This window comes from Candidatus Saccharibacteria bacterium (assembly GCA_016699955.1).
In the GTDB taxonomy this organism is placed as follows: domain Bacteria; phylum Patescibacteriota; class Saccharimonadia; order Saccharimonadales; family UBA4665; genus JAGXIT01.
Genome location: CP064993.1, coordinates 185,613 through 212,328 on the forward strand (window position 1 = coordinate 185,613; position 26,716 = coordinate 212,328).

At 48.5% G+C, this 26,716-nt stretch carries 23 protein-coding genes, 7 tRNA genes and 1 pseudogene; 11 read left to right on the plus strand and 20 right to left on the minus strand.

Annotation, left to right across the window (positions count from 1 at the left end; all coding sequences use genetic code 11):
- Positions 1–236: 236 nt before the first annotated feature.
- The 3 genes from IPL85_00955 (at position 237) to IPL85_00965 (ending at position 2,238) form a co-directional block, all read left to right on the plus strand.
- Entirely contained in the window at positions 237–1,223 is a 987-nt protein-coding gene (locus tag IPL85_00955) for a transposase (protein ID QQS20017.1), read from the plus strand.
- Between the two features lie 18 nt (positions 1,224–1,241).
- Positions 1,242–2,102, plus strand: a complete 861-nt coding sequence (locus IPL85_00960) for a hypothetical protein (protein QQS20018.1) — start codon at positions 1,242–1,244, stop codon at positions 2,100–2,102.
- Positions 2,103–2,162: 60 nt separating this feature from the next.
- Positions 2,163–2,238, plus strand: a tRNA-Phe gene (locus tag IPL85_00965).
- An 81-nt stretch (positions 2,239–2,319) separates the two neighbouring features.
- Here IPL85_00965 and IPL85_00970 read toward each other — a convergent pair.
- From IPL85_00970 to IPL85_01000, 7 genes and pseudogenes are all read right to left on the minus strand, one after another.
- Positions 2,320–3,024 carry a VIT family protein gene (locus IPL85_00970; GenBank protein ID QQS20019.1) on the minus strand — a complete coding sequence of 235 codons (705 nt, stop codon included), beginning with the start codon at positions 3,022–3,024 and terminating at the stop codon, positions 2,320–2,322.
- Positions 3,025–3,066: 42 nt separating this feature from the next.
- A tRNA-Val gene (locus IPL85_00975) sits at positions 3,067–3,143 on the minus strand.
- A 162-nt stretch (positions 3,144–3,305) separates the two neighbouring features.
- Positions 3,306–3,449 carry a hypothetical protein gene (locus IPL85_00980; protein ID QQS20020.1) on the minus strand — a complete coding sequence of 48 codons (144 nt, stop codon included), beginning with the start codon at positions 3,447–3,449 and terminating at the stop codon, positions 3,306–3,308.
- 50 nt (positions 3,450–3,499) lie between these two features.
- Positions 3,500–5,160: pseudogene (locus IPL85_00985) on the minus strand (alpha-glucosidase C-terminal domain-containing protein).
- Between the two features lie 56 nt (positions 5,161–5,216).
- Entirely contained in the window at positions 5,217–5,780 is a 564-nt protein-coding gene (locus IPL85_00990) for a hypothetical protein (protein QQS20021.1), read from the minus strand.
- Between the two features lie 70 nt (positions 5,781–5,850).
- Positions 5,851–7,143, minus strand: coding sequence for an alpha,alpha-trehalase (locus IPL85_00995; protein QQS20022.1), 1,293 nt, complete (start codon positions 7,141–7,143; stop codon positions 5,851–5,853).
- 41 nt (positions 7,144–7,184) lie between these two features.
- Positions 7,185–7,751 carry a helix-turn-helix transcriptional regulator gene (locus tag IPL85_01000; protein QQS20023.1) on the minus strand — a complete coding sequence of 189 codons (567 nt, stop codon included), beginning with the start codon at positions 7,749–7,751 and terminating at the stop codon, positions 7,185–7,187.
- A 95-nt stretch (positions 7,752–7,846) separates the two neighbouring features.
- On the opposite strand from IPL85_01000, the gene murB reads away from it, so the two are divergent.
- Entirely contained in the window at positions 7,847–8,878 is a 1,032-nt protein-coding gene (murB, locus tag IPL85_01005; GenBank protein QQS20024.1) for a UDP-N-acetylmuramate dehydrogenase, read from the plus strand.
- 195 nt (positions 8,879–9,073) lie between these two features.
- Here murB and IPL85_01010 read toward each other — a convergent pair whose 3' ends face one another.
- From IPL85_01010 to IPL85_01020, 3 genes are all read right to left on the minus strand, one after another.
- Positions 9,074–10,075, minus strand: coding sequence for a hypothetical protein (locus IPL85_01010; protein ID QQS20025.1), 1,002 nt, complete (start codon positions 10,073–10,075; stop codon positions 9,074–9,076).
- Positions 10,076–10,743: 668 nt separating this feature from the next.
- Complete coding sequence (locus IPL85_01015) at positions 10,744–11,250, minus strand: hypothetical protein (protein QQS20026.1); 507 nt, start codon at positions 11,248–11,250, stop codon at positions 10,744–10,746.
- 287 nt (positions 11,251–11,537) lie between these two features.
- Positions 11,538–12,113 carry a hypothetical protein gene (locus IPL85_01020; GenBank protein QQS20027.1) on the minus strand — a complete coding sequence of 192 codons (576 nt, stop codon included), beginning with the start codon at positions 12,111–12,113 and terminating at the stop codon, positions 11,538–11,540.
- Between the two features lie 221 nt (positions 12,114–12,334).
- Between IPL85_01020 and IPL85_01025 the strand changes: the two genes are divergently transcribed.
- The 3 genes from IPL85_01025 to purD are packed head-to-tail and all read left to right on the plus strand — an operon-like array spanning position 12,335 to position 15,771.
- Positions 12,335–13,780, plus strand: a complete 1,446-nt coding sequence (locus tag IPL85_01025) for an amidophosphoribosyltransferase (GenBank protein ID QQS20028.1) — start codon at positions 12,335–12,337, stop codon at positions 13,778–13,780.
- A complete protein-coding gene (locus IPL85_01030; GenBank protein ID QQS20029.1) occupies positions 13,777–14,457 on the plus strand; it encodes a hypothetical protein in 681 nt (226 codons plus the stop codon). The genes IPL85_01025 and IPL85_01030 overlap by 4 nt, the downstream gene beginning before the upstream one ends.
- Positions 14,458–14,460: 3 nt before the next feature.
- On the plus strand, positions 14,461–15,771 hold the full coding sequence (gene purD / locus IPL85_01035; GenBank protein ID QQS20030.1) for a phosphoribosylamine--glycine ligase: 1,311 nt from the start codon (positions 14,461–14,463) through the stop codon (positions 15,769–15,771).
- Here the strand turns inward: purD and IPL85_01040 are convergent.
- Positions 15,768–16,097: a hypothetical protein gene (locus IPL85_01040; GenBank protein QQS20031.1), complete on the minus strand. Its 330-nt coding sequence runs from the start codon at positions 16,095–16,097 to the stop codon at positions 15,768–15,770. The two genes, purD and IPL85_01040, sit on opposite strands and share 4 nt — an antisense overlap.
- A 104-nt stretch (positions 16,098–16,201) precedes the next feature.
- On the minus strand, positions 16,202–17,521 hold the full coding sequence (locus IPL85_01045; protein ID QQS20032.1) for a serine hydroxymethyltransferase: 1,320 nt from the start codon (positions 17,519–17,521) through the stop codon (positions 16,202–16,204).
- A gap of 179 nt (positions 17,522–17,700) precedes the next feature.
- On the opposite strand from IPL85_01045, the gene IPL85_01050 reads away from it, so the two are divergent.
- Complete coding sequence (locus IPL85_01050) at positions 17,701–19,224, plus strand: UDP-N-acetylglucosamine 1-carboxyvinyltransferase (GenBank protein ID QQS20033.1); 1,524 nt, start codon at positions 17,701–17,703, stop codon at positions 19,222–19,224.
- Here IPL85_01050 and IPL85_01055 read toward each other — a convergent pair whose 3' ends face one another.
- The 3 genes from IPL85_01055 to IPL85_01065 all read right to left on the minus strand — a co-directional run bounded on the left by IPL85_01055 (position 19,225) and on the right by IPL85_01065 (position 20,022).
- A complete protein-coding gene (locus IPL85_01055; protein QQS20034.1) occupies positions 19,225–19,824 on the minus strand; it encodes a sortase in 600 nt (199 codons plus the stop codon). It abuts the gene before it with no gap.
- A gap of 40 nt (positions 19,825–19,864) precedes the next feature.
- Positions 19,865–19,939: transfer RNA gene (locus IPL85_01060), tRNA-Gly, on the minus strand.
- Between the two features lie 6 nt (positions 19,940–19,945).
- A tRNA-Arg gene (locus tag IPL85_01065) sits at positions 19,946–20,022 on the minus strand.
- 90 nt (positions 20,023–20,112) lie between these two features.
- Here IPL85_01065 and IPL85_01070 point away from each other — a divergent pair.
- Positions 20,113–21,072 (plus strand): YihY/virulence factor BrkB family protein, encoded by a 960-nt coding sequence (locus tag IPL85_01070; protein QQS20035.1) that lies wholly within the window; start codon positions 20,113–20,115, stop codon positions 21,070–21,072.
- A gap of 260 nt (positions 21,073–21,332) precedes the next feature.
- On the opposite strand, the gene IPL85_01075 is transcribed toward IPL85_01070, so the two are convergent.
- The 4 genes from IPL85_01075 to IPL85_01090 form a co-directional block, all read right to left on the minus strand.
- Positions 21,333–21,409 (minus strand) — tRNA-His (locus IPL85_01075).
- Positions 21,410–21,527: 118 nt separating this feature from the next.
- Positions 21,528–23,489: a hypothetical protein gene (locus IPL85_01080; protein ID QQS20036.1), complete on the minus strand. Its 1,962-nt coding sequence runs from the start codon at positions 23,487–23,489 to the stop codon at positions 21,528–21,530.
- Positions 23,490–23,668: 179 nt separating this feature from the next.
- Positions 23,669–24,310: a hypothetical protein gene (locus tag IPL85_01085; protein QQS20037.1), complete on the minus strand. Its 642-nt coding sequence runs from the start codon at positions 24,308–24,310 to the stop codon at positions 23,669–23,671.
- A gap of 24 nt (positions 24,311–24,334) precedes the next feature.
- Positions 24,335–25,165, minus strand: coding sequence for a hypothetical protein (locus IPL85_01090; protein QQS20038.1), 831 nt, complete (start codon positions 25,163–25,165; stop codon positions 24,335–24,337).
- Between the two features lie 113 nt (positions 25,166–25,278).
- Here IPL85_01090 and IPL85_01095 point away from each other — a divergent pair.
- Together IPL85_01095 and IPL85_01100 are read left to right on the plus strand one after the other, a co-directional pair.
- A tRNA-Pro gene (locus tag IPL85_01095) sits at positions 25,279–25,355 on the plus strand.
- A 44-nt stretch (positions 25,356–25,399) separates the two neighbouring features.
- A tRNA-Pro gene (locus tag IPL85_01100) sits at positions 25,400–25,476 on the plus strand.
- A 76-nt stretch (positions 25,477–25,552) separates the two neighbouring features.
- Here the strand turns inward: IPL85_01100 and IPL85_01105 are convergent.
- On the minus strand, positions 25,553–26,593 hold the full coding sequence (locus IPL85_01105) for a hypothetical protein (GenBank protein ID QQS20039.1): 1,041 nt from the start codon (positions 26,591–26,593) through the stop codon (positions 25,553–25,555).
- Positions 26,594–26,716 lie beyond the last annotated feature (123 nt).

Consider the following 26,716-nt stretch of genomic DNA (forward strand, 5'->3'; position numbering starts at 1 on the left):
TGCTACTATACAGTTCGTGTCAAAGACAACTTTCAGCTTTAGCTTTTTTACCACCCCTTCTAAAGGAGGCCGTGTAAGCTTGTAGCAAAAACAACCAAGCAACTACCCGCCTCCACCAGGAGGCTTTTTTAATACATGAGAAAGTAACACAATCACGCATTTCGCACTTTAACTCCCAACCTGCATAATTAGTAGCAGGGCGTTAGCCCTGCAAAACTAAGCAGGATAAAATAAACATGTCTCGATCAAAATGTTCTCGCGATCTGTATTGTGCTTTCTTGGAAGTAACATCAGATAGATATTCAGCATTGTCACTGAGCGAAGTTGCTCCAGATGGATCGACACTGTCACATGACAGCATCTCTCGTTGGCTTGCAGACGAAAAGGTACAGCCCAAGGATCTGTGGCAGGCTGCTAAATCTGAGGTAGCCTCTAAACCTGGTATCCTTGTCTTTGATGATGTAGTCATAGACAAAAGTCGTAGTGGTAAAACTGAATTAGTAAACTGGCAGTATGCCGGCTCGAAGCACGACATAACTAAAGGTATTGGTGTAGTTAATGCCTTATGGCAAACCAGTAAAGAAGACTACATACCGATGGACTACCGTATATGGAATCCGTCGGAAGATGGCAAGACTAAAAACAACCATTTCAGGGATATGCTGACAGCTGTGAAACAGCGTCAACTTACGCCTGAAATGGTTGTTGCCGACAGCTGGTATTCCAGTCTAGATAACCTTAAAGCCACTCGCTCTCATGGCTGGGATTGGGTGATGGGGTTACGTAGCAACCGTTTGGTCAACAAACCACATGTACAGATTAAAACCCTCGAGATACCAGATGAAGGTCTGGTCGTACACCTCAAAGGATACGGATGGATCAAGCTATTCCGGTTCGTGACCAAACACGGTCGCACTGATTACATTGGTACTAGCAAGCTCGATCTATCCAGGAGCCAAGTCAAAGAGTACTTTGAAAGACGTTGGAGCGTCGAAGTGTTGCATCGTGAACTCAAACAAACCTGTGGTTTTACTCGCTGTCTGGCCAACACTGGCCGAGCACAGAGAAACCACATTGGGCTCTCTATGCTCACCTGGATACAAAGACACAAAAGAAGATCTCAGGACAGGCTAAACAATAGACAAAACAGCATGTACCAACAAAAGTGGGAGGTCATAAAACCGAGCATCCAGCTAGCGCTGGCTGCTCGTATGCGTGGTTAAGGTGCGAAATGCGTGACAATGTCAGAAAACTTACGTGTCGGCATCCAAACTCAAGCCCCAGGCTCGTACCATAGCATCGCTGGACAAGGGCTTATTGGTAATCAAAAATATGATGAAGTATGGTACCGGGATTTTCCGTCATTGTACCGTGGTCTACATAAAGGCCAAGTTGACTGGGCTGTCGCTGCGTATAGCACAGTAACCGGCAAGGCCCAGCGTTCCGTAGATGAGCTCATTAACCCGGAACTTAGAAGTTGGGCTCACAAGAGAGGTTTGTTACCAGTTGAGATTAACCTTGTCGCAGGTAGTGCGGAGGTTTCATTAGACGAAGTACGGGCAGCTATTGGACATAAAGAGGTTCGGGTATACACACAACTTGAGGCCTACATGCAGTGTGTAAAAAAACTAAAGAGTATACTACCGGGTGCGATGCATGTAATTGTTGATGATACTGCTGGGGGTGTTCAGCAGGTAGTCGAAGGAGGCAATTCGTTCCACCTTGCCCTTGCTAGCCCTCATGCTGCGGCAGCTAACGGCGGTACTGTTATTTCCGACCGATTAAACAGTGCCCATGCAGTCACCAGCTTCATGCTTCTCTCCCGTGAGCCTGTACCCAACGATGCGGCAACCAGTAGTCTGTTTGTCGTCCAAGAAAAAGGAGATAAGCCCGGTGGACTCATGCCCATTTACGCCGCACTAGCAGAACGTGGTATTAATCTTGCCTATTTTGAAGGTTTAAAAGAACTTGGACGGTTCGTGATCGAGGCCGAGGCGGGTCTACATACACCTCAGATGCGTGATGCAATTATTGAAATTGAACAGCACGCTGCATCTGTTCGTATAGTCGGTAGTTTCAATGATGTACAACTTGCGGCCTAGCATATGTCACCGGTAATAATTGAGTAATCATCAGTAGTAGGCTATAATTTAGCCCAATGTGGCTCTTTAGCTCAGTTGGTAGAGCAGAGGCCTGAAGAGCCTTGTGTCCCCAGTTCGAGTCTGGGAGGAGCCACCAAAAAAGGATTATCGTCAGATAGTCCTTTTTTCTTGACTGGAAACTACTTGGCGACAGCTAGACTATGCGTTAAGAGTTAGTTTAGCTTATGGCGGTGCCGAAAGCGCGGCCAATGGCGTAAGTTACGGCCATTGCTATCAAACCGCCCACGAGCACACGTCGGACGGCTGCAGCCTTGTTGGCACCACCGAACTTCGCACTGTAGTAGCCGGTAACAAATAGCCCGAAGACTACGGCCACAAGTGTAGTAAGTATGCGCGTATCATCAGGTGACAACACTGCTGTCAAAAGTGGGACAAGTGCTCCGAGCCCAAACGAAAAAAACGACGCTACACCAGCGGTCATTGGATTTGTCAGGTCTGCTTCATCGAGTTTGAGTTCCGTTTCTAGGTGCGCCTTCAGCGGGTCGCCTTTAGTTAGCTCTTCTGCAAACTGCAGAGCTGTTTTGCGCGAAACGCCTTTGTTTTCATAAAATGTGGCCAGGTCAGATAATTGACCTTCAGGATCTTTACTAAGCAGCTCTTTCTCACGAGCAATGAAAGCTCGCTCTGTGTCGCGCTGCGTACTAACCGAAACATACTCGCCGAGCGCCATGCTGATTGCACCAGCAATCAGACCCGCCAGACCAGCCGTAAATATTGCACCCTTGTTGTTTGTGGCGCCAGCCACGCCAAAAATCAGTCCGGCCGTACTGACCACGCCGTCGTTTGCACCAAGCACGGCGGCACGCAGGCCATTAAGCTTGTCGTTCTGGGAAAGAGTTAGTTTTTTCTTGAGTTCGTCCATATATTTTGTCTAAAAAATGAAACTTTATATTTAATAATAAACTGGTGGGTCCTACAGGGCTCGAACCTGTGACCTCAGCAATGTGAATGCTGCGCTCTAGCCAACTGAGCTAAGAACCCTCCGCCGCTTGGCCATGACTTCCGCTGAGCCGGAACCTGCCTTGACTATCCCGCTTAGTTCCTGTCTTAGCCAGCTACTTTTCCCGAAATCTTCAACTTTCGACTTCGCTCCTTGGTTTGAGATTTCGGCAGACTTTCGGTCTGTGCAAATCTCAGTATACTCTAGTCTGGTGATGATGTGAGAGGTGCCACAAGTGGCAGTAGTGGCATCGATATGCCTGCGGGCGCGAACCATACCAGTATTGACTGGTCGTGGCCGTAGCCTCCGCTTGTTTTTTTGTGTCGAAAGCGATCTTCTCCTCGCATGCCATTTTTACTTCATATGGCTCTTGCATATCTGTTGGACTTAACCCCATTTATGTTTCGTTCTTCCCAAGTGGATGTTTGGCGCACTCGATGAGGGCAGCGTCGTGCGGCGAGAGATGAACTACGCCGTTTTCGTCAATGCGCGGCGGTCTCTGCGGGCGCACGCTCACGAGTACGCGGCCACCATGCGGCAGAGTAAACGTTGCCTCGCGCCGTGAATAATTTGCCACCACAAAAACATGCTCGTCTCCACTACGGCGACCAAAAGCAAATACCTGTTCGTCGGCTTCACCGCTCACCGACTCGTAGTCGCCGTGACGGAGTATGTCGTACCGACTGCGCAAATCCAATAAACGCCGGTAGAGCGCCAGGCATGAATCATCGTCATTTAGCTCAACAACAACGTTGCACTCCCCCGCCCCAGCCGCAACCGGAAGCCACGGTGTGGCAGTCGTAAAGCCGGCCGCACTCGTAGCGTCCCACTGCATGGGTGTACGTTCGGGGTCGCGCCCTTCGTTGAGTTCGGGCTTACGCAGCTGCACAGGGTCATGCACGGCACTCGGCGGAATTACCCCATCCGTCATGCCAAGTTCGTCACCGTAGTAGATAACCGGCAGACCAGGCAGACAAAGCTGAGTAAGGGCTACCACGCGCGCCTGCGCTACGCCGGTGCGTGAAGCCAGTCGATGTTGATCATGATTGCCAAAACAATAAACTGGAGTGTGTTCGTCTTGGTTCAAAAAATCCCTGAAACTCGGTGATAAAATTGCGATATGCTTCGGCTGTAAACGGTAGTCCGATGCCCTCAAAGTTAAACGGCATGCTCACGCGAGGATTGATGCCGTAAAAGCCGAGATATTGGTCGCGTGTGGTGTAGGCTTCGTCAGGGTAATCCTCAAAAATCATGATGCGGTTTTCATATTCCTCTACAACGTGGGTCAGCTCTCGCAAATACTCAAACAAGTGTGGCCCAAACCGGCTATGAACGTGTATAAGCCCCCAGTATGGGTCGTCTGGCGGACGGTCGGTATATTTTAGGTTGCGCGGATCGTCGCGGAGACTTTCGTCTTTAGAGATCCAACGCACGGCGTCTGCCCGCATACCGTCAACACCCATGTCAAACCAAAACCTCAAAATTTGCGCCATTTCATTGCGAACGTGCGGGTTGTCCCAGTTGAGGTCAGGCTGTTCTTTGAGGAATGTATGTAGGTAGTATTGTCCCGTTGTCTCGTCCCATTCCCAAGCCGATCCACCGAATATACTTAGCCAGTTGTTCGGCGGTGAACCGTCAGGCTTGGCATCGCGCCAGACGTAATAATCGCGCTTATCGTTAGTCTTAGACGATTTTGAAAGAAGAAACCAAGGGGTGTTCGCTCGATGTGTGGTTTGGCACAAAATCTATCATGACTTTTATGCCTTGTTCGTGGGCTTGTGCTAGTAGCTCCTTAAAATCCTCCAGTGTTCCAAACAGTGGGTCTATATCGCAGTAGTCGCTAACATCGTAGCCAAAATCTGCCATGGGGCTTGGAAAAAACGGCGAGAACCACACGGCATCAATCCCCAATGGCTCTTCCCCACCCTTGAGATAACCAAGGCGCTGAATGATCCCCTGCAAATCACCCACACCGTCCCCGTTTCCATCCTGAAAGCTCCGCGGATATATCTGGTAAATAGCATTCACGTCTTTCCACGTTTTTGTTTGTGTTGTCATGCCATCATTATACCGACACGCTACAGAAAACAATACCACTTTCTAGAAAGCCGAGTTTATTGACGGGTTAGAAAGACGCTCGAGGCAATAAGGTTGTTGCTACTGTCGCGCGCACCGACAGCCATGATAGTGTCATTCACTACAGCGGGTTTGTCGTCGCCTTTGTAGACAGTGTTGTCGTTCATAATTACCTTTGTGCTTGTACCGTTGCCAGAAACGGTGGCGGTGTTGCCGTCCACCGCAGTCACGACACCCATGACGCGCGTGCTTGTCGCTGAGTTGACATCACCCCTCATACCACCACGAGGACCGGCACCACCGGCTCTTGCACCACCCTGCATACCACCACGCATATCGTCACCATAACCACCGCGTGTCATAATCCTATCGCCCATCCTATCAAACTGGCCACGGTCATCGCCGACGTTCTTGCCGAGCATAAAAGCCGCGCACAGTAGGCTAAAAAACACGAGTGCCATCAGGATTAGACCGAGCGCTGAGGAGCTAGGCGTCTGCCAAGGTTTTTTACTTGGTTGGGTGTTTTTTACTTCGGTGGCCTTTACTTCATTTTGCGTTTCTTGAGCCATCATCTTCTCCTTAGTTTTAGCTACTACACTCATATATACCATTTGATGCTGAAGATATGCTGAGTGCAGTCAGCTAACTACCCATAGGAAAGATAACTTGAGGCTATGGACGCTTGTCAATAAACTCTTGGCAGAAGCGTTCGAAAACAGCGTTCGTCCAGCCAAAGCCGGTCTGGCTGGGGTAAACACCTTTTTGAGGTGGTTTGTCTGGATTAACGACATTATATTTTTCAAGAAATACACCATGCTCGTTGAACCAGTCTAGATTAGTTCGGAGCCATTTCATGGCGATGCGCTCTGCATCTTCATGGTAACCATATTGCATAAGCCCCTCGACGACAATTAGGTGCAACGGCGCCCAACCGTTTGGAAACGCCCACTGTACGGGCACGCTGCCCGGTACGAATTGACCAAGTGGCAGCGCGTCGGTGGTCGCTAGCCCACCTTTGTTTTCAAAACGACGCAGTGATTTGACGAGTACGGCAGCCCGCTTTTCACTTACCATTCCTGCCCACATAGGATAGTAGGCAGCGAGGCTACTAGTGTTACTACGTTTTTGTTTTTTGTAATCGTAGTCGTAGTACAACCCCCGCATTTGATCCCACATAAGTTCGTTCATTGCTTTTTTACGTTTTTCGGCAGCGTCAAGCCATGCTACCGATTCCTTTTCGTCGCCAAGTATCCGGGCGGCACGAGCAAAGTCAGTCTCGTATTTGTATAGCAGCGCATTTAAGTCAACCGGCAGGTAGTTGAGCGCCTTGCGGCCAAAGCGCGGCGTCATATCCCAGCCACTTTCCGCCTCGGCAAGATCATGGAGATAATTGATATCGTAGTACCGGCTCAAACCTTTGTGTACCAGCCGCTCATTGGGCTTTTTTGTACCACGCCAGACAACATTATATTCTTGCTGGGCGATGGCGATGGCTCGCTTTAACCATGCAGTGTCTAGTTCATAACGGCCGTAAACGTCAAAAATAAAACTTGTCAGAAATGGTGGCTGAGAACGTCCGGTCAAATAAGTACGGGATGCATTTGGTATAGCGCCAAACCGCTCAAACAGGTAAAGCAAATCTTCCAAAATGCCTGTCGTCAAGCTTCGGTGCGGCTCATCGAGCATTCCCTGCACCATAAAGTAACTGTCCCAGTAGTACATTTCGTTGTAGTCGAAGCTGGCAGTCTCGTCAAAACTAGGGACGAGGTATGGGTTTGGCATGCCCAGCAAACTTTCATCGTCTACTGGGTGAAACCGTTCGAGTTTTACCCAATATTCAGCAATGTACTCACGTGCCTTTTGCACGTCGGCGCTAGTGAGGGGTTCTGGTTTTGCGGGCAGCAAACGACGCGCCGCTTGTTCGGCTGCAATAAGCGCTTTGTCAAACAAATCGTTGCCTTGCATATGCTTATCGTATGTTAGTCAACGACAAGCGTCAATCAGCATTAGAGACCGTCTTTCAGGCGGCGAGTATGACCGGGGTTATCACGGGCGTAGAGCACCTGATGCAAAATACCCATGACAGCTTTTGCTTGGTCGTAGCTCATGCCAATGCGGGATACGGTGAGCGGAGGATTATTTGGCCCTGCGGTCTGGGAAAAATTTACAATGACGCCTTGTTTGTTTGAAACTACTTCAACGCTGTCGCTGTACATTACCCGTGGGTCAAGCATGATCATCATCGCAGCAGTACGCTTCATGTCACCCTGATCACTAGCTGTATGCTCGTGGTCATCTTGTCCATGGTCGTGATCATGGTCGTACCTTGCATCGTAACCGGCCAGCTCCCAAAGCTCGTCGGCATGATCCTCGCCTATACCAAAATGGCTGATGAGGAGCAGGAGAATGTCTTCACTTGGGCGATCTTTGCCTCGCTCAATATTTTGCAGTTGATTTTCTTCAATTTCTACAGCGCCCGACACTTCGGCTAAGCTCTCGCGGCGTTGTTCGCGTAGCTTTCGGAGTCTTGCGCCGAGCGGTCTGTATGGAGTTGAAGTATCTTTATCTGCCATAGACTACCATTGTACCCCTGTTAACGTGTCATTGCAACCCCAACATGTACCTCTTTGGCTACCAAAATACCAGACTACGAGCTATTATACTTGGTATGCTGCGCATAGATGAACACGTATCCCTCGCACAGTATTCCACCATGCGTCTTGGCGGCGAAGCGGCGTATCTTGCTGAAGTTCATAGTCGTGACGATCTAAAAGAGGCGTCTGCCTGGGCATCAGAGCGACAGCTCCCCCTACTCATGATTGGTGGCGGTAGTAACATTGTTTGGCGCGACGAAGGTTTTCCGGGACTTATTTTGGTCAACCGTATGCTAGGCTACGAAACTTACGTGTTACTTGATAGCCATTTCGTAACAGTCGGTGCTGGTGAAATATGGGACACGGTTGTCGGCCGTACCGTGGCCGCGGGGCTGACAGGCATAGAAGCACTCAGTCTTATACCTGGTACCGCAGGAGCTACACCGGTACAAAATGTGGGAGCATACGGCCAAGAAATTGCCCAGACACTTACTAGTGTGGAGGTTTTTGATAGAACAACTGGCCAGTTCACTACAGTACCTACCGAAGCGTGTGGCTTTTCCTACCGCCACAGCAAGTTTCAAACCGAATACCGCGACCGCTTTTTTATAACCGCAATTACCTTGCACCTCATAGCGGGAAACCCATTCCCTCCCTTCTACAGTGCGGTCGAGAAATACTTAGGCGAGCATCCTGTTGATGGTGACGTGACCCCACGCGTCATTAGAGATGCCGTCACTGCTATTCGCTCAAGCAAACTACCTGACCCAGCTAGGGTAGCAAACAACGGCTCCTTCTTTGGAAACCCAGTGGTGGACAGTCGCAAATTTATGGAACTAGTTGCTGAGTATCCGACCATGCCAAACTGGTCAAATGAGGATGAAAAAATCAAAATTCCGGCGGCCTGGCTGATAGAGCAAGTGGGATATAAAGATGTACACGACAGCAAAACCGGCATGGCCACCTGGCCAACACAGCCGCTTGTACTCGTCAATGAACATGCCAAATCTACCGCCGACCTCCTGCGCTTCCGCGACGAAATTGTGTCAGCCGTGCAAACAAAATTCGGCATAACCCTCAACCAAGAACCCGAACTACTCCCATAAATAACTTTTCTACAAAGCTCACCCTTTGGCTTGGACGACTCTGAAGACGGCGGGGAGGTGTTTTCGTCAGTCGAGCTTATGTGGGGCTGGGTTTGGATAAACATGCGTACCCCTGTAGGTGAGCAACCAAGCAATACTAGCGGTTTTCCGCCGACAATATGGGCCTCATTATTTTGCTCTTGATCTGCTACGTTATTACAGCTGCGTATCGGTCTCCTGCGGCAATACTACACCTAATTGATCGAGTGTTTTCGCCTCTTCAGGTATTACAATCTTAAGCGTGTCTGGATAAGTTATGTCGACAGTGGTTTTTTGCATAAGCGCTTTGGAGAGAACTCTCACGACTTTCTTAGAAGTTTTGTCTATCCAAACCGTCGCTTCCGTGGTAGGCATGTCTCCGGCGTTATAGGTGTGTTTAAGCCCTAGTTTTTCTTCTGCTTTACGATTGACCTTCGAAAGAGCATCCTTGTTTATCTTAATGTCGTATTTGAAAGCAGATATTTCTCCGAGACGCTCAGTTTTAACTTTTTTCTTGTCAAAGGTAAACACCTTTGTTTCTCTGTACATAGTCAGCAACTCGCGCCGAAGCTCTGCCGGATAGTTACCGACAAGAAATTCACCCTGTGTCTGGTTTACGTTTCCAGCGAAACCATATGGATCGACGAGTGACGCCTCCGCTTCCGAGTTACATTTGAGCCACTTTCCAGCCAGTGTTTTATACATTGCTTGAATGCTTTCATCCCTTTCAGAGCTGTCTACATGCATAATCTTCCCATATTCGGCGCGTGTACCTGTTGTAATGCTTTCAATTTCAGCAATTATTTTTCCGTCTACTTTATACGTGTCGTGCAGCACGGTTTTTGGCTCGGCAGGATTCGAGAAATCTGTCTTAGTATCTGACACTATAACTGCATAACCTACATCGGTTGTGTAGCGTTGTCCGATGTATTTCGTGGACATATGGTTTTCGAGCGTCTCGTAAAATACCGCTTCTGGGTCAACGACGAGCATTTTGCTCGCAAATATACCTCCAGCAACAAGCAAAAATATCAATAGTAGGACAAGCATAATGTATTTTGTCTTCAAGCGCGTTGGTGGTTCTATGGCGGCCGGCATTGGGGTAGTCGCGGCTTCCATGGTGTATTCGGGCGTAGCCTTAATTTGGATTTCTTTCGAGGATTTAAATAATCTATTCATGGGCTTAGCCTAACATGATACGCAACAATTTTGTATCTGTGCACGTGAGCGCGCTCGCGTATGCACTGTAAAAAAAGTATTATCATATACAGAACGATGAGTGTACTGGGCAGTTCGAAGTACGGCTGCCCGATTAGTATTTCGTTCGTGGAAGGATTATTCGATAAATGTCTGCCATGGAATCTGACATTCGTATGACAGAAAAGTGTGCTGTTTTTGGCATATTTGCTGTTACCGGCCGGGCCCCTGTGGTCCTCAACCAAGAACCCGAACTACTCCCGCCACGAGCTTAGTCTTGTCTTAGTCCTTAGTCGCAAAATGAGGTAAAGCTCTCCCCTGTTATTCTACAATCCCGGACAAATCTGCAGTAACTTAATCTGTTACAGGCCACGCCTGTAGTAGCTGTGGTATTTAGTGTGGTGATGTCAAGGCTCCAAGTAGTTTTTTATTGCGATTACCAGAATGGTCGGTCAAGATTTTAGTAAGATAGACTTTCCCACCTTAAGGTCTACCACGGCCACATTTTTGAAAGATACTAGGGATAACAATGCTCAAAATCCAACTCCAGCGCCGTGATTACCGGACGTGGGTGAAACATTTTCCGTACCACATGACAAGTAAGTAAAAAACAAGACAGAATACACAATACAAATGAGAGGGGTTGTGTTTTAAGCTGCTACCTTGGCAATATGTGAAGTAGGATGACCCATTGAATTAAAAGCGTCTCCTATAACGAGACCGGCATTTGTGTAGTCTCCCTGCTGTATTTCGGCAAGTACTTTATCTCGCTCTTCTGGTGGAAGTGTATCCAAATAAAGAACATTTACTGCATGAAGAAAACCATGAGTAATGCCTGCCACCTTAGGGTCAGGCTCGATAGCCGTAACTTTCACTGTAAAGTACGGATTACCCTTACTGTCTTCTCGTAGGCGGGTTGGATCGCAGTATACATCAACCTTGTCACTAAATTCTGGACTTTTGGCGACTTCAAACAATGCTCTTAGTCTCCTTTCGTCAACGCCAAATGGTTGAGTAGGTGTTCCTAGTTGGTATATTTTCCTTAGTCTGTCTTGATTCCAAAAAAAAATTTTGGTATCTTCGTCCACGACTAAAGGAGGAACTCCTTCCCTGTTTGGTCCAGCTTTTTGACGACTCTCTGGGCTACGTTTAAACATACATGACCTTTCATCTCCATAGTATTAGAAACATAATATACTCTCAATCACTAGAATTGTCAAGGTGTTACTGGGTAACTGCTCACTGCCTCAAAAACAGAGGTGATAATTGGTCAACATCTTGCCTACGCTAAACTGCCTTATCTGTTAGCATTTATGCGATTTTACACTTGTGTAATTACTTAACAGATACCAGGAGGGTGTGAGCAGTTACGTTACTGGCCTGAACCTCGTGGTTGCCGTATCACCTCTACAGAAAATACATGGCGTAGCGACACGGGCAAAAACTACGCCACATGTACATTACCAAGAACTGTTACGCAGTCTCCGCAAAATCCTGAAGTTTCTGGCTTCAATAGCATCATCGCTATACCAGCAAGCATTTCTTGTTTGTTATTTGCCGGTCTCATTATGCATGGATTCGCGCAGTGCCCTGCAAAAGAGCTCAGGCGAGCATAATTGTTAGCATCTCTTCTCACAAGCCCAAAACTATGTCCAAGCTCATGCGTCACTAGTCCTGAAATGGCAGCAGGATTATCTGCCAAACGGCATGTCGAAAATATAGCCTTACCCCTAGCAAAGGAAGATTGGCCAAAAAGGTAGTTCATCCCCGGATGACCTAAATCCCTTCCGGTTGCAACTACCGTCAAACCCATACCGTTCCATGCCGGTAGAGCATCTAAGATACCGGGCGCATCAACTTGACCTGACGGAAGAGTAGATAGGTCACCCTCAAGTCTTTCGCGGGAAAAAGCAAGTCCTCCAAGACGAGTTAACAGACGCCCTACTGCTTCGATTCCCCAATAGATGGCATCATAATCAGCTGTGGTAATGTACCTATCATAATAAAGAGTTACGGGCATTGTCATAATTATTATATTATTTTATCATTTTTGTAATATATGCGGATTGTTGCGTCCTACATTCCATCCCGAAATGCAACAACCTTAAGAATCTAGGCGGTATTGTGCTTGCACAAAAAGGCATAAACAAGTACTATTTTTATAAGGTAAGGGAAATATTACGGGCAGTGAAGTAAAGAACTGTCCGCTTAGTGATTCAATCGGGAGATAGCATCACGTTCATGATCGAAATGCAAGATGATAAACAAATGACAGAAAAGTGTGCTGTTTTTGGCATATTTGGAGCGAGCCCAGAAGTAGAAGCGGCTCGTTTGTCTTTTTATGGGCTGTGTGCGCTGCAGCACCGCGGACAGGAAAGTTCAGGGATTTCAACTTCGGATGGTAAAAGCCTTTACTTACACGCTGACTATGGCCTTGTGACAACCGTTTACCGCCAGCAAGACCTAGATAAACTACCTGGGCATATTGCTATCGGTCACAACCGTTACTCCACCTCTGGCGGCACAGATGACTGTTTTAACCAACCGTTTCTTGACAACAAGCACGGCTTCGCTTTTGCCCATAACGGCAACTTGCCCGACACATCACAGCTCGAAGAGTTCTTAAAAAGTCACCACATCTCATCCAGCAGGCTAAATGATTCCGGCATGATGGCAGCGGCCATTGCCGCACAGCTTGGGACAGGGCTGAGCTTGCCCGACGCTATCGCTGCCTGTTATCCGCTCTTTACAGGTGTATTTTCGGCGGTGGCGATGAACCAAGATACACTTGTCGCCTTCCGCGACCCACACGGCATTCGGCCACTGGCTTTGGGTAAAATGCAGGACGGCACTTATGTCATCGCCAGTGAAACCTGCGCACTCGATACCATTGGCGCGAAGTTTGAGCGCGAAATCGACCCCGGTGAAATGGTCGTTATTTCATCAGATGGTATTCGGTCCACGCAAGTCATCCCAGGTGAACAAAAGCTCGATATTTTTGAGTTTGTATACTTTGCCCGGCCCGACAGTATCATCCTCGGTCAAAGTGTCAACAAAGTACGCATGAATTTTGGACGGCTTATGGCACGCGAACGTTTAGTGAGCGCCGATGTGGTTATTCCGGTGCCTGATTCCTCCATTCCCGCAGCACTCGGCTACGCTGAAGCCAGCGGTATTCCTTTTGAAATGAACCTTATAAAGAACCGCTACATCCACCGCACGTTCATCCGCCCCACAGCCGAGCTGCGTGAGCACGACCTTAAAATGAAATTAAACCCACTAGTCGAAGCAATAGCGGGTCGCCGCGTTGTTCTCGTAGATGACTCAATCGTCCGGGGTACTACCATGCGAAAAACGGTACAGATGCTACGCGATGCAGGCGCAACTGAAGTTCACCTCATGATTAGTTCGCCACCAGTTCTCTACCCTGACTATTACGGCATAAACACCCCGTCACAAAAGGAACTTATTGCTTCCGAAAAGACCGTGCCACAAATTCGTCAGTACGTTGGCGCAGACTCATTGTATTTTCTCAGCTACGATGGCATGGTTAAAGCCACAGGCTTACCCGAACATGTGTTTTCCGCCTCGTGCTTTACCGGAATATACCCGACCCCTATCGGAAAACGCGCAGCTGAAATCACTCATGTTAACATTACGGACCGTTTAGTCCCGGAATCAAAATGAGTAAGACCAACATTGCCATATTTGCCTCAGGAAGCGGAAGCACCGCCGAGGCCTTAATACGAGACATCCAGGAGAAAGGCTACCCGCTGAACGTCAAACTTATGATCACCAATAACCAAGATGCATTCGTGCGAGAGCGTATAAAGAACCTGAACAAAGAATATTCCTTAGGTATCACATCAGTCGTACTAAATAGCTCCACACAGCCCTCGGCGAGCGCAATCCTGACAGGGCAACAAACTGAGGAGGAGCAGGCTGCTATGTTGGCGCTTCTAAAGGAAAACGGCATCGAGCTTGTGCTATTACTAGGCTATATGAAACTTGTCGGCACCACACTCCTCGAGGCCTATGGCTGGCTGCCTGAGTATGAGAGCGTCTACCAGTGCCGTATGCTCAATACTCACCCCGGACTGTTGCCCGAAACTGTTGGCACGCATGGAATTGGTACGCAGGAATTTACCATTAGGGAAGGCCTGAGGGAAGCTGGCCAAACACTTCATGCGGTAAGCGCTGAGTACGATATGGGGCCGACTGTCGCTGTACATCGGGTTCCAATCGAGCCAAACGACACACCGGAGGCCTTATTTTCACGAGTGCAAGCAGTTGAAAAAGCAACCATCGCGTCAGATATAGCAGCATTTGTAGAAGCCCAAAAAAAGTATAGAAAGGAGCAGTAAGATATGGCAAAAATATTAATCATTGGGAGTGGCGGCCGAGAGCATGCACTAGCCTGGGGCATAGCACAGTCACCAAAGGCTGAAAAGGTGTACGTTTCGCCCGGAAATGCCGGAACTGCTCAAGAGCAAAAATGCGAAAACGTCGCACTATCTGACAAGGCAGCTACGCTCGCTTTTTGCAAAGAACAGGCGATTGATCTTGTTGTTATTGGGCCCGAAGCGCCATTGGTCGCAGGGCAAAGTGACCACCTGCGTGCCAACGGCATCACGGTGTTTGGCGCGAGCAAGGCAGCCGCACAGCTTGAAGCCAGTAAAGCTTTCGCCACCCATTTTATGCAAAAACACGGCATTACTATTCCAGAGTCGGTCATCGTAACATCGGCCGAAGCTGCTCAGGCGGCTATAACTATTTTCGGTGGACCAGAAAAAAGCGTCATTAAAGCAAACGGGCTTGCCGGTGGCAAGGGTGTATTTTTGCCAGAAAATGAGGCTGAAGCAGGGTACGCCATAGAAAAAATTACCAGTGGCGCCATGGATGGTGACGGCAGTCGGTTTGTTGTGCAAGCCCGCAACCACGGACCGGAAGTTTCAGTGTTTGTGCTGAGCGACGGACAGAACTACCAGATTATTCCGCTCGCTTCTCAAGATCACAAGCGGTTACTGGCAGGAGATAAGGGCCCAAACACTGGAGGCATGGGTGTGTATGCTCCCCTGCCCAGTTGGATGCTATCGGCAAAACAATGGGAGAAGATAGACGAAATTGCTCAGAAAAGTATCACCGGCATGGCTACAGAACATACGCCCTATCAAGGTGTCTTGTACCTCGGACTTATGCTTTCCGAAGAACTTGGCGGCGATCCGCTAGTCATAGAGTACAATGCGCGCTTCGGTGACCCAGAAACCGAAGTCGTCATCCCGCTACTACAGGGTAACGACGTCGATATATACGAAATGCTCTATGCCACAGCAACCGGAAATATTGCCAACTTTCCACTACCAACTTCACTTAATGGCGCCGCCCTTACCATCTGCCTCGCGGCTGAAGGCTACCCTGAATCGCCCGTCACGGGCATGGTAATCGAAGGCTTGAGTGAAAATTATAGAAATGTTTCTGTTTTCCACGGCGGGACAAAACTTGATGACGCCAAAAATACAGTTAGCTCCGGCGGCCGTGTCCTCTATGTGACCAGCCTTGGCGTTAACTTACAAGCCGCTTCCGAAGCCGCAAACAGTGCCATTGGTGAAAATGGTATCCATTTCAAAAACATGCAATATCGCTCCGACATTGCATGGCGCGCCCTTAACTCGACCTAGGGCCTACTGACGACACCTTGTTTTGTGGCGATAATTACGGCAAGACTAAGGAAAAGGGCAAAACAAATGAGAAAACGTTTGCGTAAAGAAGCGTGCGGGTAAAGAAACAGGTACAACATGCCCGTAAAAAACTGTGCAAAGGAAATAAACGCTACAATGTCGCCGAGGTTTTCAAGCGTCTCACTCCCGGCTCGTTCGGCGCGCGGTATACGCGAAGCCACAAAAGCCAGTGCCCAAACGCCTGCCAGCTGCAACCAGGCAACTACAAGAGGCCCCCGCTCGGCCGACTTGTACCACTTCGTTTTCTTTTTTTCTTTTGGTTGCACCTCTTGATTGTACCATCCATTGTCAACAATTAACCGGACTGATGTTCAACGTCCAACGACAATCATCTTCCTAGTGGTAAACTTCCAGTACTGCGCTAGTGGAACTAGTCTTTGCAGTCTTTACAATCACCGCAGGACGAATCCGTATCACTCGGTAACGGAAACTGACTGGCAAAGGCAATTACTTCTGCGTGAATAGCCGCGAGTTTTTCGTCGTCATCTCGAGCATCGATAGTCTGCTTCATCCATTCCGCTACTTTGACCATGTCTTTTTCTTTGAGTCCGCGCGTCGTGATGGCAGGCGTACCAAGGCGAATACCGCTTGGGCGGAATGGTGGCAATGGGTCATTTGGAATGGAGTTTTTGTTGAGGTTCAAACCGACTTTGTCGAGCGCTTTTTCAGCAATGCTACCATCTATGCCAAAACTACTCTGCACATCCGCTACGATTAGGTGATTTTTTGTACCTCCGGCGACCAATGTAAACCCGCGTTTTTTAAGTTCCTCTGCCAAAACAGAAGCGTTTTTGACGACTTGTTTTGCATAGATTTTAAACTCGGGCTTGAGGGCTTCGCCAAACGCAACAGCTTTTGCAGCGATGCTGTGCATGTGTGGCCCGCCCTGCGTCCCAGGAAAAATGGCTCGGTCTATGAGTGTTGGGATGTTATCGATGGTTTTTTCAGGTGCTTTGAGCGGGTTACCGACAGTTCCTTTGCTGAGGATAAGCCCTCCGCGTGGTCCGCGAAGCGTTTTGTGTGTCGTCGTGGTAATAACATGAAAGCCGTAGTCGAATGGGTTTTTGGCTTCGCCTGCGACAATAAGCCCGGCAATATGCGCCATGTCTGCCATAAGGAGGCAGTCAGGGCCAACCTCTTTGGCGATGGCCGCAAACTTGGCGTAATCTAGCTCACCCGGGTAAGCACTAAACCCTGCCAATATGATCTTGGGCTTGTGCGTGAGGGCAAGTTCTCGGAGCTCGTCATAGTCAATTTCACCAGTTGTAATATCCTTAACCTTGTACCCGACAAACTTGTAGATATGAGCTGAGCGCGTCATCGGGTTACCATGGCTTAAATGGCCTCCATGGCCAAGATCCATGCCGAGAACAGTATCGCCTGGCTCCAGCCACGCATAGTACACGGCCTCATTTGCAGGCACGCCGGAGTGTGGTTGCACATTGGCATGGTCTGCCTTGAAAAGTTTTTTGGCGCGTTCAATTGCAAGTTCCTCAAGTGGGTCGGTGCAGTCTTGGCCACCATAGTAACGGCGGCGGGGGTACCCCTCACTGTACTTGTTTGTAAAAATGCTGCCGTTGGCAGTGAGCACGTCACGCGATACGTAGTTTTCACTTGGTATAAGTTCTAGCCCCTCATGCTCACGTTTTTCTTCTGCTGCAATTAGATCAGCTACTGCGGTATCTACCATGTATCCCTCCTCGTTAAGTCCTTAGATATAGTGTACGCTTTTAGTCGCAGGGTGGCATATAGTAATTTTGTCTGCAAGTATGTTGCCCCACTTTCCAATAGTTTGCCAAACGGCACGCTCAATTTGTTTTTTGGTGATTTTGGCAAACTTTATACCATGGGTGATATACTGTCATTACTATGACAACACAGACAAATGAACGAATTGGTGATTTTGTGGCGCGCGTGCGCCAAGAACGCGGCATGACACAAGCAGAACTCGCAAAACGACTTGGTACGAGCCAGTCGGCAATCAACAGAATCGAAAAAGGGCGTCAAAACCTTAGCCTTGAAACACTTGGGCGACTGAGCGAAGCTCTGAACAAGCAAATTATTTCCCTGGGTAGTGGCAGTGTCAACCTGCGGATTGCGGGTGGGCATGAACTAAGCGGTTCCATACAACTAAAAACAAGTAAAAACGCGGCGGTTGGACTTTTGTGTGCTGCGCTGCTCAATCACGGAACGACAAAATTTCTCAACTTCCCACGGATAGAAGAAGTTTTTCGTATCTTAGAAGTTCTAGAAAGTATTGGCATTCAGGCAAAATGGTCAAACGGCAGCGACTTGGAGCTGCGTCGACCGGCCGAGCTCAAGCTCGACAAAATGAACAAAGAAGCCGCCCGTAAAACTCGCACCGTCATTATGCTAATGGGGCCACTTATGCACGAACTGCATGAGTTCAAAATACCATACGCCGGAGGCTGTAAATTAGGTGAACGCACAGTCGAGCCCCACCTGTTTGCGCTTCAGGAATTTGGGCTCGACGCGAAAGCACATGCCGGAAGCTACCACGTTACGGTAAAGCCAAAGCCAGCCGGCCGTTTTGCACTATACGAAATGGGTGATACCGTTACGGAAAACGCGCTCCTGGCAGCCGCCGGAAGCCCAGATGAGACCGTAATTGAATTTGCGAGTGCAAACTATATGGTGCAGGATGTGTGCTTTTTCCTCCAAAAGCTGGGGGTACACATAGAAGGTACCGGGACGAGCACACTACGAATTCGCGGCGTCAGTCACATAAAGAAAAATGTGACGTATGCTCCGGCAGAAGACCCCATAGAAGCAATGTTTTTTATTTCTGCTGCAGTCACGACCAACTCAGAAATTACGATTGAGCGCGTTCCAATTGCGTTTGTAACATTGGAACTCCTGAAACTCAAAAAAATGGGTCTACGATATGACATAACTGAACGATACCCCGCTGCAAATGGTAAGACTGAACTGGTAAATCTGCACATCTACAAACACAACGGCGAACTGCGCGCACTTACCGATAAAATTCATTCGCTGCCCTACCCAGGCATCAACACTGATAACCTACCCTACTTCGTGCCTATTGCTGCGGTCGCCAAAGGTCGCACGCTCATACACGACTGGATGTATGAAAACCGAGCCATTTACTACACGGAAGTTACAAAAATTGGCGCTACCATAGAGCTGGCCGACCCACACCGCGTCTATATTACCGGACCGACAAAATTTACGCGTGCTGATGTATTTTGCCCACCCGCTCTGCGGCCAGCAAGTTTACTGCTCATTGGTATGCTCGCAGCCGATGGCATCTCGACGTTACGAAACATCTATACCATCCAACGGGGTTACGAAGATCTCGCCGAACGACTCAACTCACTCGGTGCTCGTATAGAAGTATTTCACGACTTGTAGCTAGACGCGTTTATGAGAAACGTAATCAAAGTAAAATAACTGACGGTATTCGCTGAGCGTTGGGCCAGTACAGGTTTGCAGTGTGAGGCGAGGCTTGCCCTTGTACTCAAACAGGGCAGTGTTTTTTGGGTCAACTACTTCGTGGCTAGTCAGTCTGTACGTAAAGACAAAGGTATCAGTTGTCACAGTAGCTTCGGCGCCTGGTTGCACACGCAGCAGTGGCCCAAACACCCAATTAGTCGCATGCCCATATATAAACGTGTTGTCTTTGCGACTATTTGGTAGCGCCGTAGTTGTGGCATACTGCACTTTGTCGCTCGTAAGCGTCCAGTTTCGTGTGTTTTTGTCGTAAACACCATCTACGACCGGTAGGCTTACGCCAACACTTGGTACCTCAACTTTCGTAGGGTGACCAATTGCAAAGGGTACGGGAGGAATAACGTTTGAGTAATCTGGCAACGAAGCTGCATATACCCTGACCTGCTTGTCGTACTGCTGTGCGGCCAGCGGATACAAGACCGCACAAAATACCCCGCCCATTATGAGCAGGTACAAAAAAGTATTTGTCACAAACCCAAAACGCCTTTTCTTCGGGATCATGAATATTATTATATCACATTTATACAGTAATTTGCAAATATGGTGCGGGTAGGGAGAATCGAACTCCCATCTCGAGTTTGGAAAACTCGCATACTAACCATTGTACTATACCCGCTTGTCTTGGCGCCCCGGGCAGGATTCGAACCTGCGGCCTTAGGCTTAGAAGTCCTCTGCTCTATCCAGCTGAGCTACCGGGGCAGCCGGAAAGATTATAACAGAGAATGATACATCTCGCGACATACAAACCCTCTGCTTGGATAATCCTGGGTGAAGCTGTAGTCTGTAGGTATGGCATCCCGGGTAAAAAAACAAAACTTTATAGAACGACTAATTGGCCGCGTAGATGCGTTCCAGCAACGCCACAGAATTTTAGCTTTTCCCTACGCAGTCGTAAAGAAATTCAGCGACGATGAGGGTGGTTACCAAGCTGCTCTCATTGCTTACTACGGATTTTTGTCGCTATTTCCGCTGCTCATCGTTGCGACAGCAGTTATACAAATTATCGCTCAGGGCAATTCCGACCTCCGCGAAAGTCTGCTCGGCAGCATTACGAGCTACTTTCCAGCGTTAGGACAAAACTTAGCCGACAGTATCAGTACACCTGGCCGTAGCGGCGTTGCACTCTTCCTTGGCCTGTTAATTACTTTCTACGGAGCAAAGGGGGTTGCCGACGCAGTTCAGCATGCCCTTCACCATGTATGGGCTGTTCCTAGGCATCGGCGGACCGGCTTTCCAAAATCTACCCTGCGTAGTTTTAGTATTATTATATTTGCGGGAATTGGACTTGTTGTTGCCGCTTCTTTGACTGGATTCGCGACAAGTGGAGCTCGCCTGCCAATTGTTCGCATGCTACTTTGGCTCGGTGGCTTTATTGTTCTTGCTAGCGTGTTCTGGGCGGTGTTTACATATGGATCATCTGCTCGCAAACGCCCTTTTGCAAACATTCCGGGTGCGCTTTTTGCAAGCGTTGCCTTCACTGCACTACAAGCTCTTGGCGCGTACATAATTGCCCACCAGCTAAAAGGACAGACGGGCTTAAATGCGCAGTTTGCCGTGGTGATTGCCTTGCTTTTTTGGCTCTACCTGCAGGCACGTGTGCTGGTTTATGCGCTGGAGATTAACGTTGTGCGGGCACATAAACTTTGGCCGCGCAGCATCACTCCAAAGCCACCACTGCCTGCTGACGAAAAAGCCTACGACCTGTACCGACGTCGTGAGATATTTATCGACACCGAACCTGTTTCTTAAGAACTCTTGCAAGGATTTTATGTCGGGGCGAATGATATTCGAATAATTAGTGAGCATACATGCCGAACCAGAGCTATGTAGCAATAAAAGAAAAAATGGCTCTGCGTGAAGCCAGATGGGGCTTGCCTTTGTGCTGCGCACAAACCCTCAACTTGCCCCCGGCAACTTTCGGGCTTCGGGTCCGGCCAGTGCCACTGGCACTGGCGTTCAAGCCCTTCCTCACCCAAGATAAAACCCCTGCTTTCGCAAGGGTTTTATCTTGGGGCGAATGATGGGGCTTGAACCCACGGCCTCCAGTGCCACAAACTGGCGCTCTAACCAACTGAGCTACATCCGCCATAAACAGAGGTGATTATAGCGTATAGTAGTCACTTATTCAATCACTGCTTGTATAAAGACTTAAAAATAGACTCCGGGGCGTAGCCGGAGTCTATTCGGTAAGTGCTTCAAAGCGTCTACGCTACTGGTAGTACAAACGGCTGAGCGAACTCATCTTTGAAACGTGCCGCTAGGCGCTGCAAACGACTTGCAAACTTGTTGCCACGCTTATCGCTTTGGAGGAATGTCAGCAGTGCGATACCAAGCACGCCCGTGCTCAGTAGCATTGGAAACGTGAGACTGGCTCCTGTATTTTCGAGTTGCGCTGCTGAGGGTTTAGTCGTAACCGAGGGTGTGGTCGTAGTTTCGCCGAGCACTTGCCCGCAGGACGTGTTTTCGTCAGTAAAGGTCCATGTTGCCACCTCACCTTCGACGCCATCCAGATAGTACCCTTCGTCTGGTGTCGCGGTAACAACGTTCTTGCCATTAACCCAACCAGTCTGAGTATAGGTCACGTTCTCGGTCTCTGGCAGTGTGATGACATCGTTGTTTGGACCACAGACGACACGCCGTGTCGGATCGGCTGGCACAGCTGGGCAGTACGTTGCTTCGTCTACGTATCTCCAGCTCGTCTGAACTTCTCGCGGGAACTTGAAGCCCTGCTGTGGTGTTGCGGTTATCACTAGCGTGTCACCTTCCCACGTTGCTTCGTAGTCAATCCCGTCGACTTCAGGCAGTGTATATTCATCGTTGCCAGCCCCACACACTACTTCTGGTGGAGTTGGCGTAACTGGGGTGACTTTAATGACACAAGGGTCATCGTCGAAACAGAGCGTCCAGTGATCATCGCCAACGATTTTGTAGCCCTGTGCAGCCTTAACAGTAATATGCAACTTAGTCGCGCCGTGCGTAAAGTGTACACCTGGCTGGACATAATGGCCATTGACGTAGTATTTGACCCCTTCCACGTACGGAATGTAGTACGAATCATACTTGGTTCCACATGGGTCATGCTTCACGGTCGGCTTCTTGGCGTGGACAGAGATTATGCATAGGTCGTCGCTAAAATGCAGCGTCCAACAATCATCGCCGACAATCTTGTAACCCGGTTGCGCAACTGCAGTTATCTTGATATTCATATCCCCATATGTGTCGTAAGTACCCGGTTGCACGTAGTGGCCGTTGATGTAAAACTTCACGCCTTCAACTGCCGGGATTGTGTATGTATCGTCTTTATCTCCGCATGGGTCATTTTGCACTTTTGGAGGAGTCACCTGCACTTCTTTGACGCATGACAGGTTGGTAAAAGTTAGCGTCCAGCTGCTCTGACCGTTCAATACATAGCCTGGCATAGCCTGCGCTGTTATCGTAACGCTTGTCGCACCATTTGTTGAACGTGTACCTGCAGATACGACATTATTATTTACCAAATACTTCACGCCTAGAACCGAGGGAATGGTGTACGTATCGTTTGAAAGCCCACATTTGTCATCTTTTACGACAGGGGTTGTGGGTTGTACAGGAATGAAGCAGGCAACATTGCCGTCCTGGGCCGTGCCGTACGTATACGTTGTCTGATTGCCCGGAAAAACATAGCCTGCTTTGCCTGTAACCTTGAGCACGCCGTTCTGCAGTGACCAGTCGAGCTGATTGGTGTCGGCAGGCTTGTTCCAGGTTGCGTTATTGGGGCCACATGGATCATTAGTGCTGGGAACTGCTGGCACAGATACGACTGTCGGGCCTTGTGCGGCCGGGCACAGTGTTACTGAAGGGTCTGGCTGGTGGTTATCCTCCGCTAGTACGTACGAGCGACCCTGTGCATCGCTGAAGAAAGAGCCGACTCCTTGGTAATTCTGAATGGCGTTTGTACTTACGCTGATTGGGTTCTGCCCTGTCTGTAGCCTTTCGTTTACGCCAGGTGTACCAACATACTTACAGACAAATACTTTTTGATTATTCTGCGAGTACTGTCCGTTTGCAAACGCTTTTCCACCCATCAGTGGCGACCAAAATGATGTTACGAGCATTGCAGCGTATGCAAATGCTACCGAGGCGTATTTCAGCCTACCTGCGAAACGTTTAACTACTAACTTATACATAAAGCCTCCTGCTGCACCTCACCTGCAAGCGACTAATTAAAACATTGTTATTATGCTTTGTTGTGATTGAATAATTTTGTCTTTGCTTATATAGTACATCTTCACTAAGAAAAAAATGTGAGATATCTTACAAATTATGTACTTTATGCAATGTAAATGCCGTTTTACAATGCTTGTGTTTATGCCGTTACGGTTTGTATGAGCAACCCGACTGCTACCGGCACAAGCAGGTTATCAAAACCAAGTGCAGCTATATTCTCAAGAAACGTTGCGAGACAGGCCGTAGCAATCACATATTGCCATTCAAGACCGCTGACAGAAAAGTGACTGTAGCCGATGAGTAAGCCAAGTGAGATAACAAAGAAGGTCAGGCTACCAACGATGCTTTTTGTTCGTCCAAAGAGGTGATACTTGTTTTGCGTACCAAACCTGCTGCCAACAATGGCTGCAAAACCGTCGGCAAGTGCCATCTGCAGAATGGCTGCTGCGTATATGCCCTTTGAGTCTGTGATGAGTGTCAGCAATCCCACACTCAACGCAAAAAATATCTCGCCGTACGTCGGGCGTTGCACACTACCGATTGCGCGAAATACGCCAAGATGCATCGCTGCCAGAACTACCACAAAAAACGCGAGGCTTAGCAGCCGAATCTCTGTCCAGTCCAGAAAATACGGCCAGAAAGCGACAAAAGTTCCTACGGTGACGTGCACAAACTTACGCCCGACCTCACCGTGCATCCAATGTCGCCGCCACCCCCACTCACTTAAAAGCAGCAAGACAAAAACCACCCCGACAGCCAGCGCCATGTTTGTTAGTTGCATCAAGTCGTATTGTACGCTTCTGAACTAGTACGATTCAAGGCTGGCGAGGAGATTGTCGAAATCACTGCGCTGCTGCGTAGAGAAAAGGACAGTAGGTTCGGCCATATGCGCAGACGGTGTGGTAATGCCAGAGGCTTCAGCAAAGTCGCGGTAAAAGGCGGCCGAAACTACTTTGTAGCGTGAGCCATTGATCTGCTTGTAGCCATGTACGCAAACGCCCTCTACGATCATACTCGAGACTGTTTCGATTATGCTATAGCCGCCCACGGCACTCGGTAGACTACGTTCCGCATAGTCTACGGCCATCCCGCTGCCAGATATATTGTGCCAGTCTGTGTTGTAGCTGCTTAGTGCTGGCATAGTATTTTGCGGCTCAAGGCAGCCGACACCTCGCCCGACTGTGGTCGACCAATCGTCACTGGCTCCGCCCACGCTCACAAACGGGTTATCTGCAAACCTTATAAGTTGCCGGCTGCCGGTATCGCCGCTGCCAATTTTGGCGTCTGCCAGCGTAGCTACGCCCCAACTACTGGGATAGCAAAATGTTACGCCAACCGACTTGTCTGCGTAGCGTTTCAACCCGCTTGCACAAGCAGCTGACTCGGCAGTGTCCTGTGGGGCTGGTTTCGTCTGGGATGATGATTTATCAGGGGTGTTGTTTGTCTGGGATTGTTTATACGGCGCAGGCGCACTGCCTTTTCGAGCGCCCAATATGAAACCATAAAATAACATGCTACCGAGCAAAACCAAACCAAAGAGTACATACAGCCATTTTTTTGGTAACTTTGGGGAAGGTTTTGACTCTCCGACAGATGTCGGTTCGGCTGAAACACTCTTTGTTTCTTCTTCTTTCATCGTTTGCTCTCCATGGTTAGGTATGTTTATAGTACACTGCCAAATAAAAAATCGACAGACATAACTTTCGAGAGCTCGATTCGGTGGTGTTATAATTTAGTCGTTGCAGTTTACGGGGTGTAGCGCAGCTTGGTAGCGCGCGTCGTTCGGGACGACGAGGTCGTGGGTTCAAATCCCGCCACCCCGACCATTTGTTTTGTCGGGTCATTGCTATGCAGTATAATCATTTATGATCGGGGAGTGGCGCAGTCCGGTAGCGCACGCGGTTTGGGACCGCGGGGTCGCAGGTTCAAATCCTGTCTCCCCGACCAGCATATTACCACCTCTGTTTTACGGGGGTGTTTTTTATTACGTTCAAGGTGGATTGAGCGGCATCAAAACGCCGATTTATGAAACGTATAAATCTTGTCCAGTAATGGGCTGTGAAAGCAGTCGTTGAAAGAATTGTAAGTCTTCTATTGTAGGTTCAGGTGTGGGATAGAGTTTTTCTGCCAGCTTGGGCGGAATGCCGTCTTCAATTACATTAAGCATTGTAACGACTGTTTCTTTACCATTTACCCGTGTAACGGCAGGTTCATCAAACATTTTGACCGATGATTTTCGTGTAATACTTCTTATCCTACCGTCGGCTTCCTTTACTATTTCCAGCTCTTGCTCAAATATACCGTCAAGAACACCATTAGGGTCGTAGTCCACTGGTTCAACATGTCGCTTTAGTGTTACCCAAGTTTTACTCGGTTCACCATTTGGGTGTGAGCGGTCTAATACTCGTACTTTCAAGTCAAATTGTCCCCCCTGTACTACGTTACGCCTACGAGAATGGGCTGCAAATGTTTTTTCAGCAACTTCAACAGTATACTGTTCGCCATTAAAGTCGGACTGGGTTGCTATACCTAATTGAAAAGCGTCAGTTACGCTAAGTCCATCAGCGCCTGACTGATACTCAGGGTTTCCAGCAAATATAGCGTCGACAACAGCTTTTGCTTCCTCTTCATCAATTCTTATTTGTCCGCCGTATTCACTAGCACTTGCAGTGCTGCCGAAGTCACTGACTTCGCCTGTTCGGGGATCTACCCTCAAACCAAGACTAAAAGATTTATGGATCGTATCTTGTGGGGAAATCCAAATATTAACCATTGAAGCCCACTCACCATATCTATACCGTGCCTGAACAGTTACAGGTACTCCCGCCGCAAAGGTTGTTAGGGCAGCCAATCGTTCTGGTAATTGGGGAGCATTTGTGTCCCATTTAACGGCAAAAAGATTTTCGTCATTGATTGGCTTAATCAGCTGACCATTATTACCTCTTTCAGAGGTGGCACGGTCTAATGAACCGTGAACAATATCTAAGAAATCACGAACTTCTTTTTCGTGTTCAGCCAAAAAGTCATTGTTTGCTTCAGATGAAGCAGAACCAAGTTCACTCATTATGTATATTACATACTATAGTATTTATTATATCAATAGCAACGACCGGAGACTATATTAACCTCCCATACATCTTGCACACTTTCATCACCTCACTAAAGTAGAAAGGAGTGAAAGTGAGAT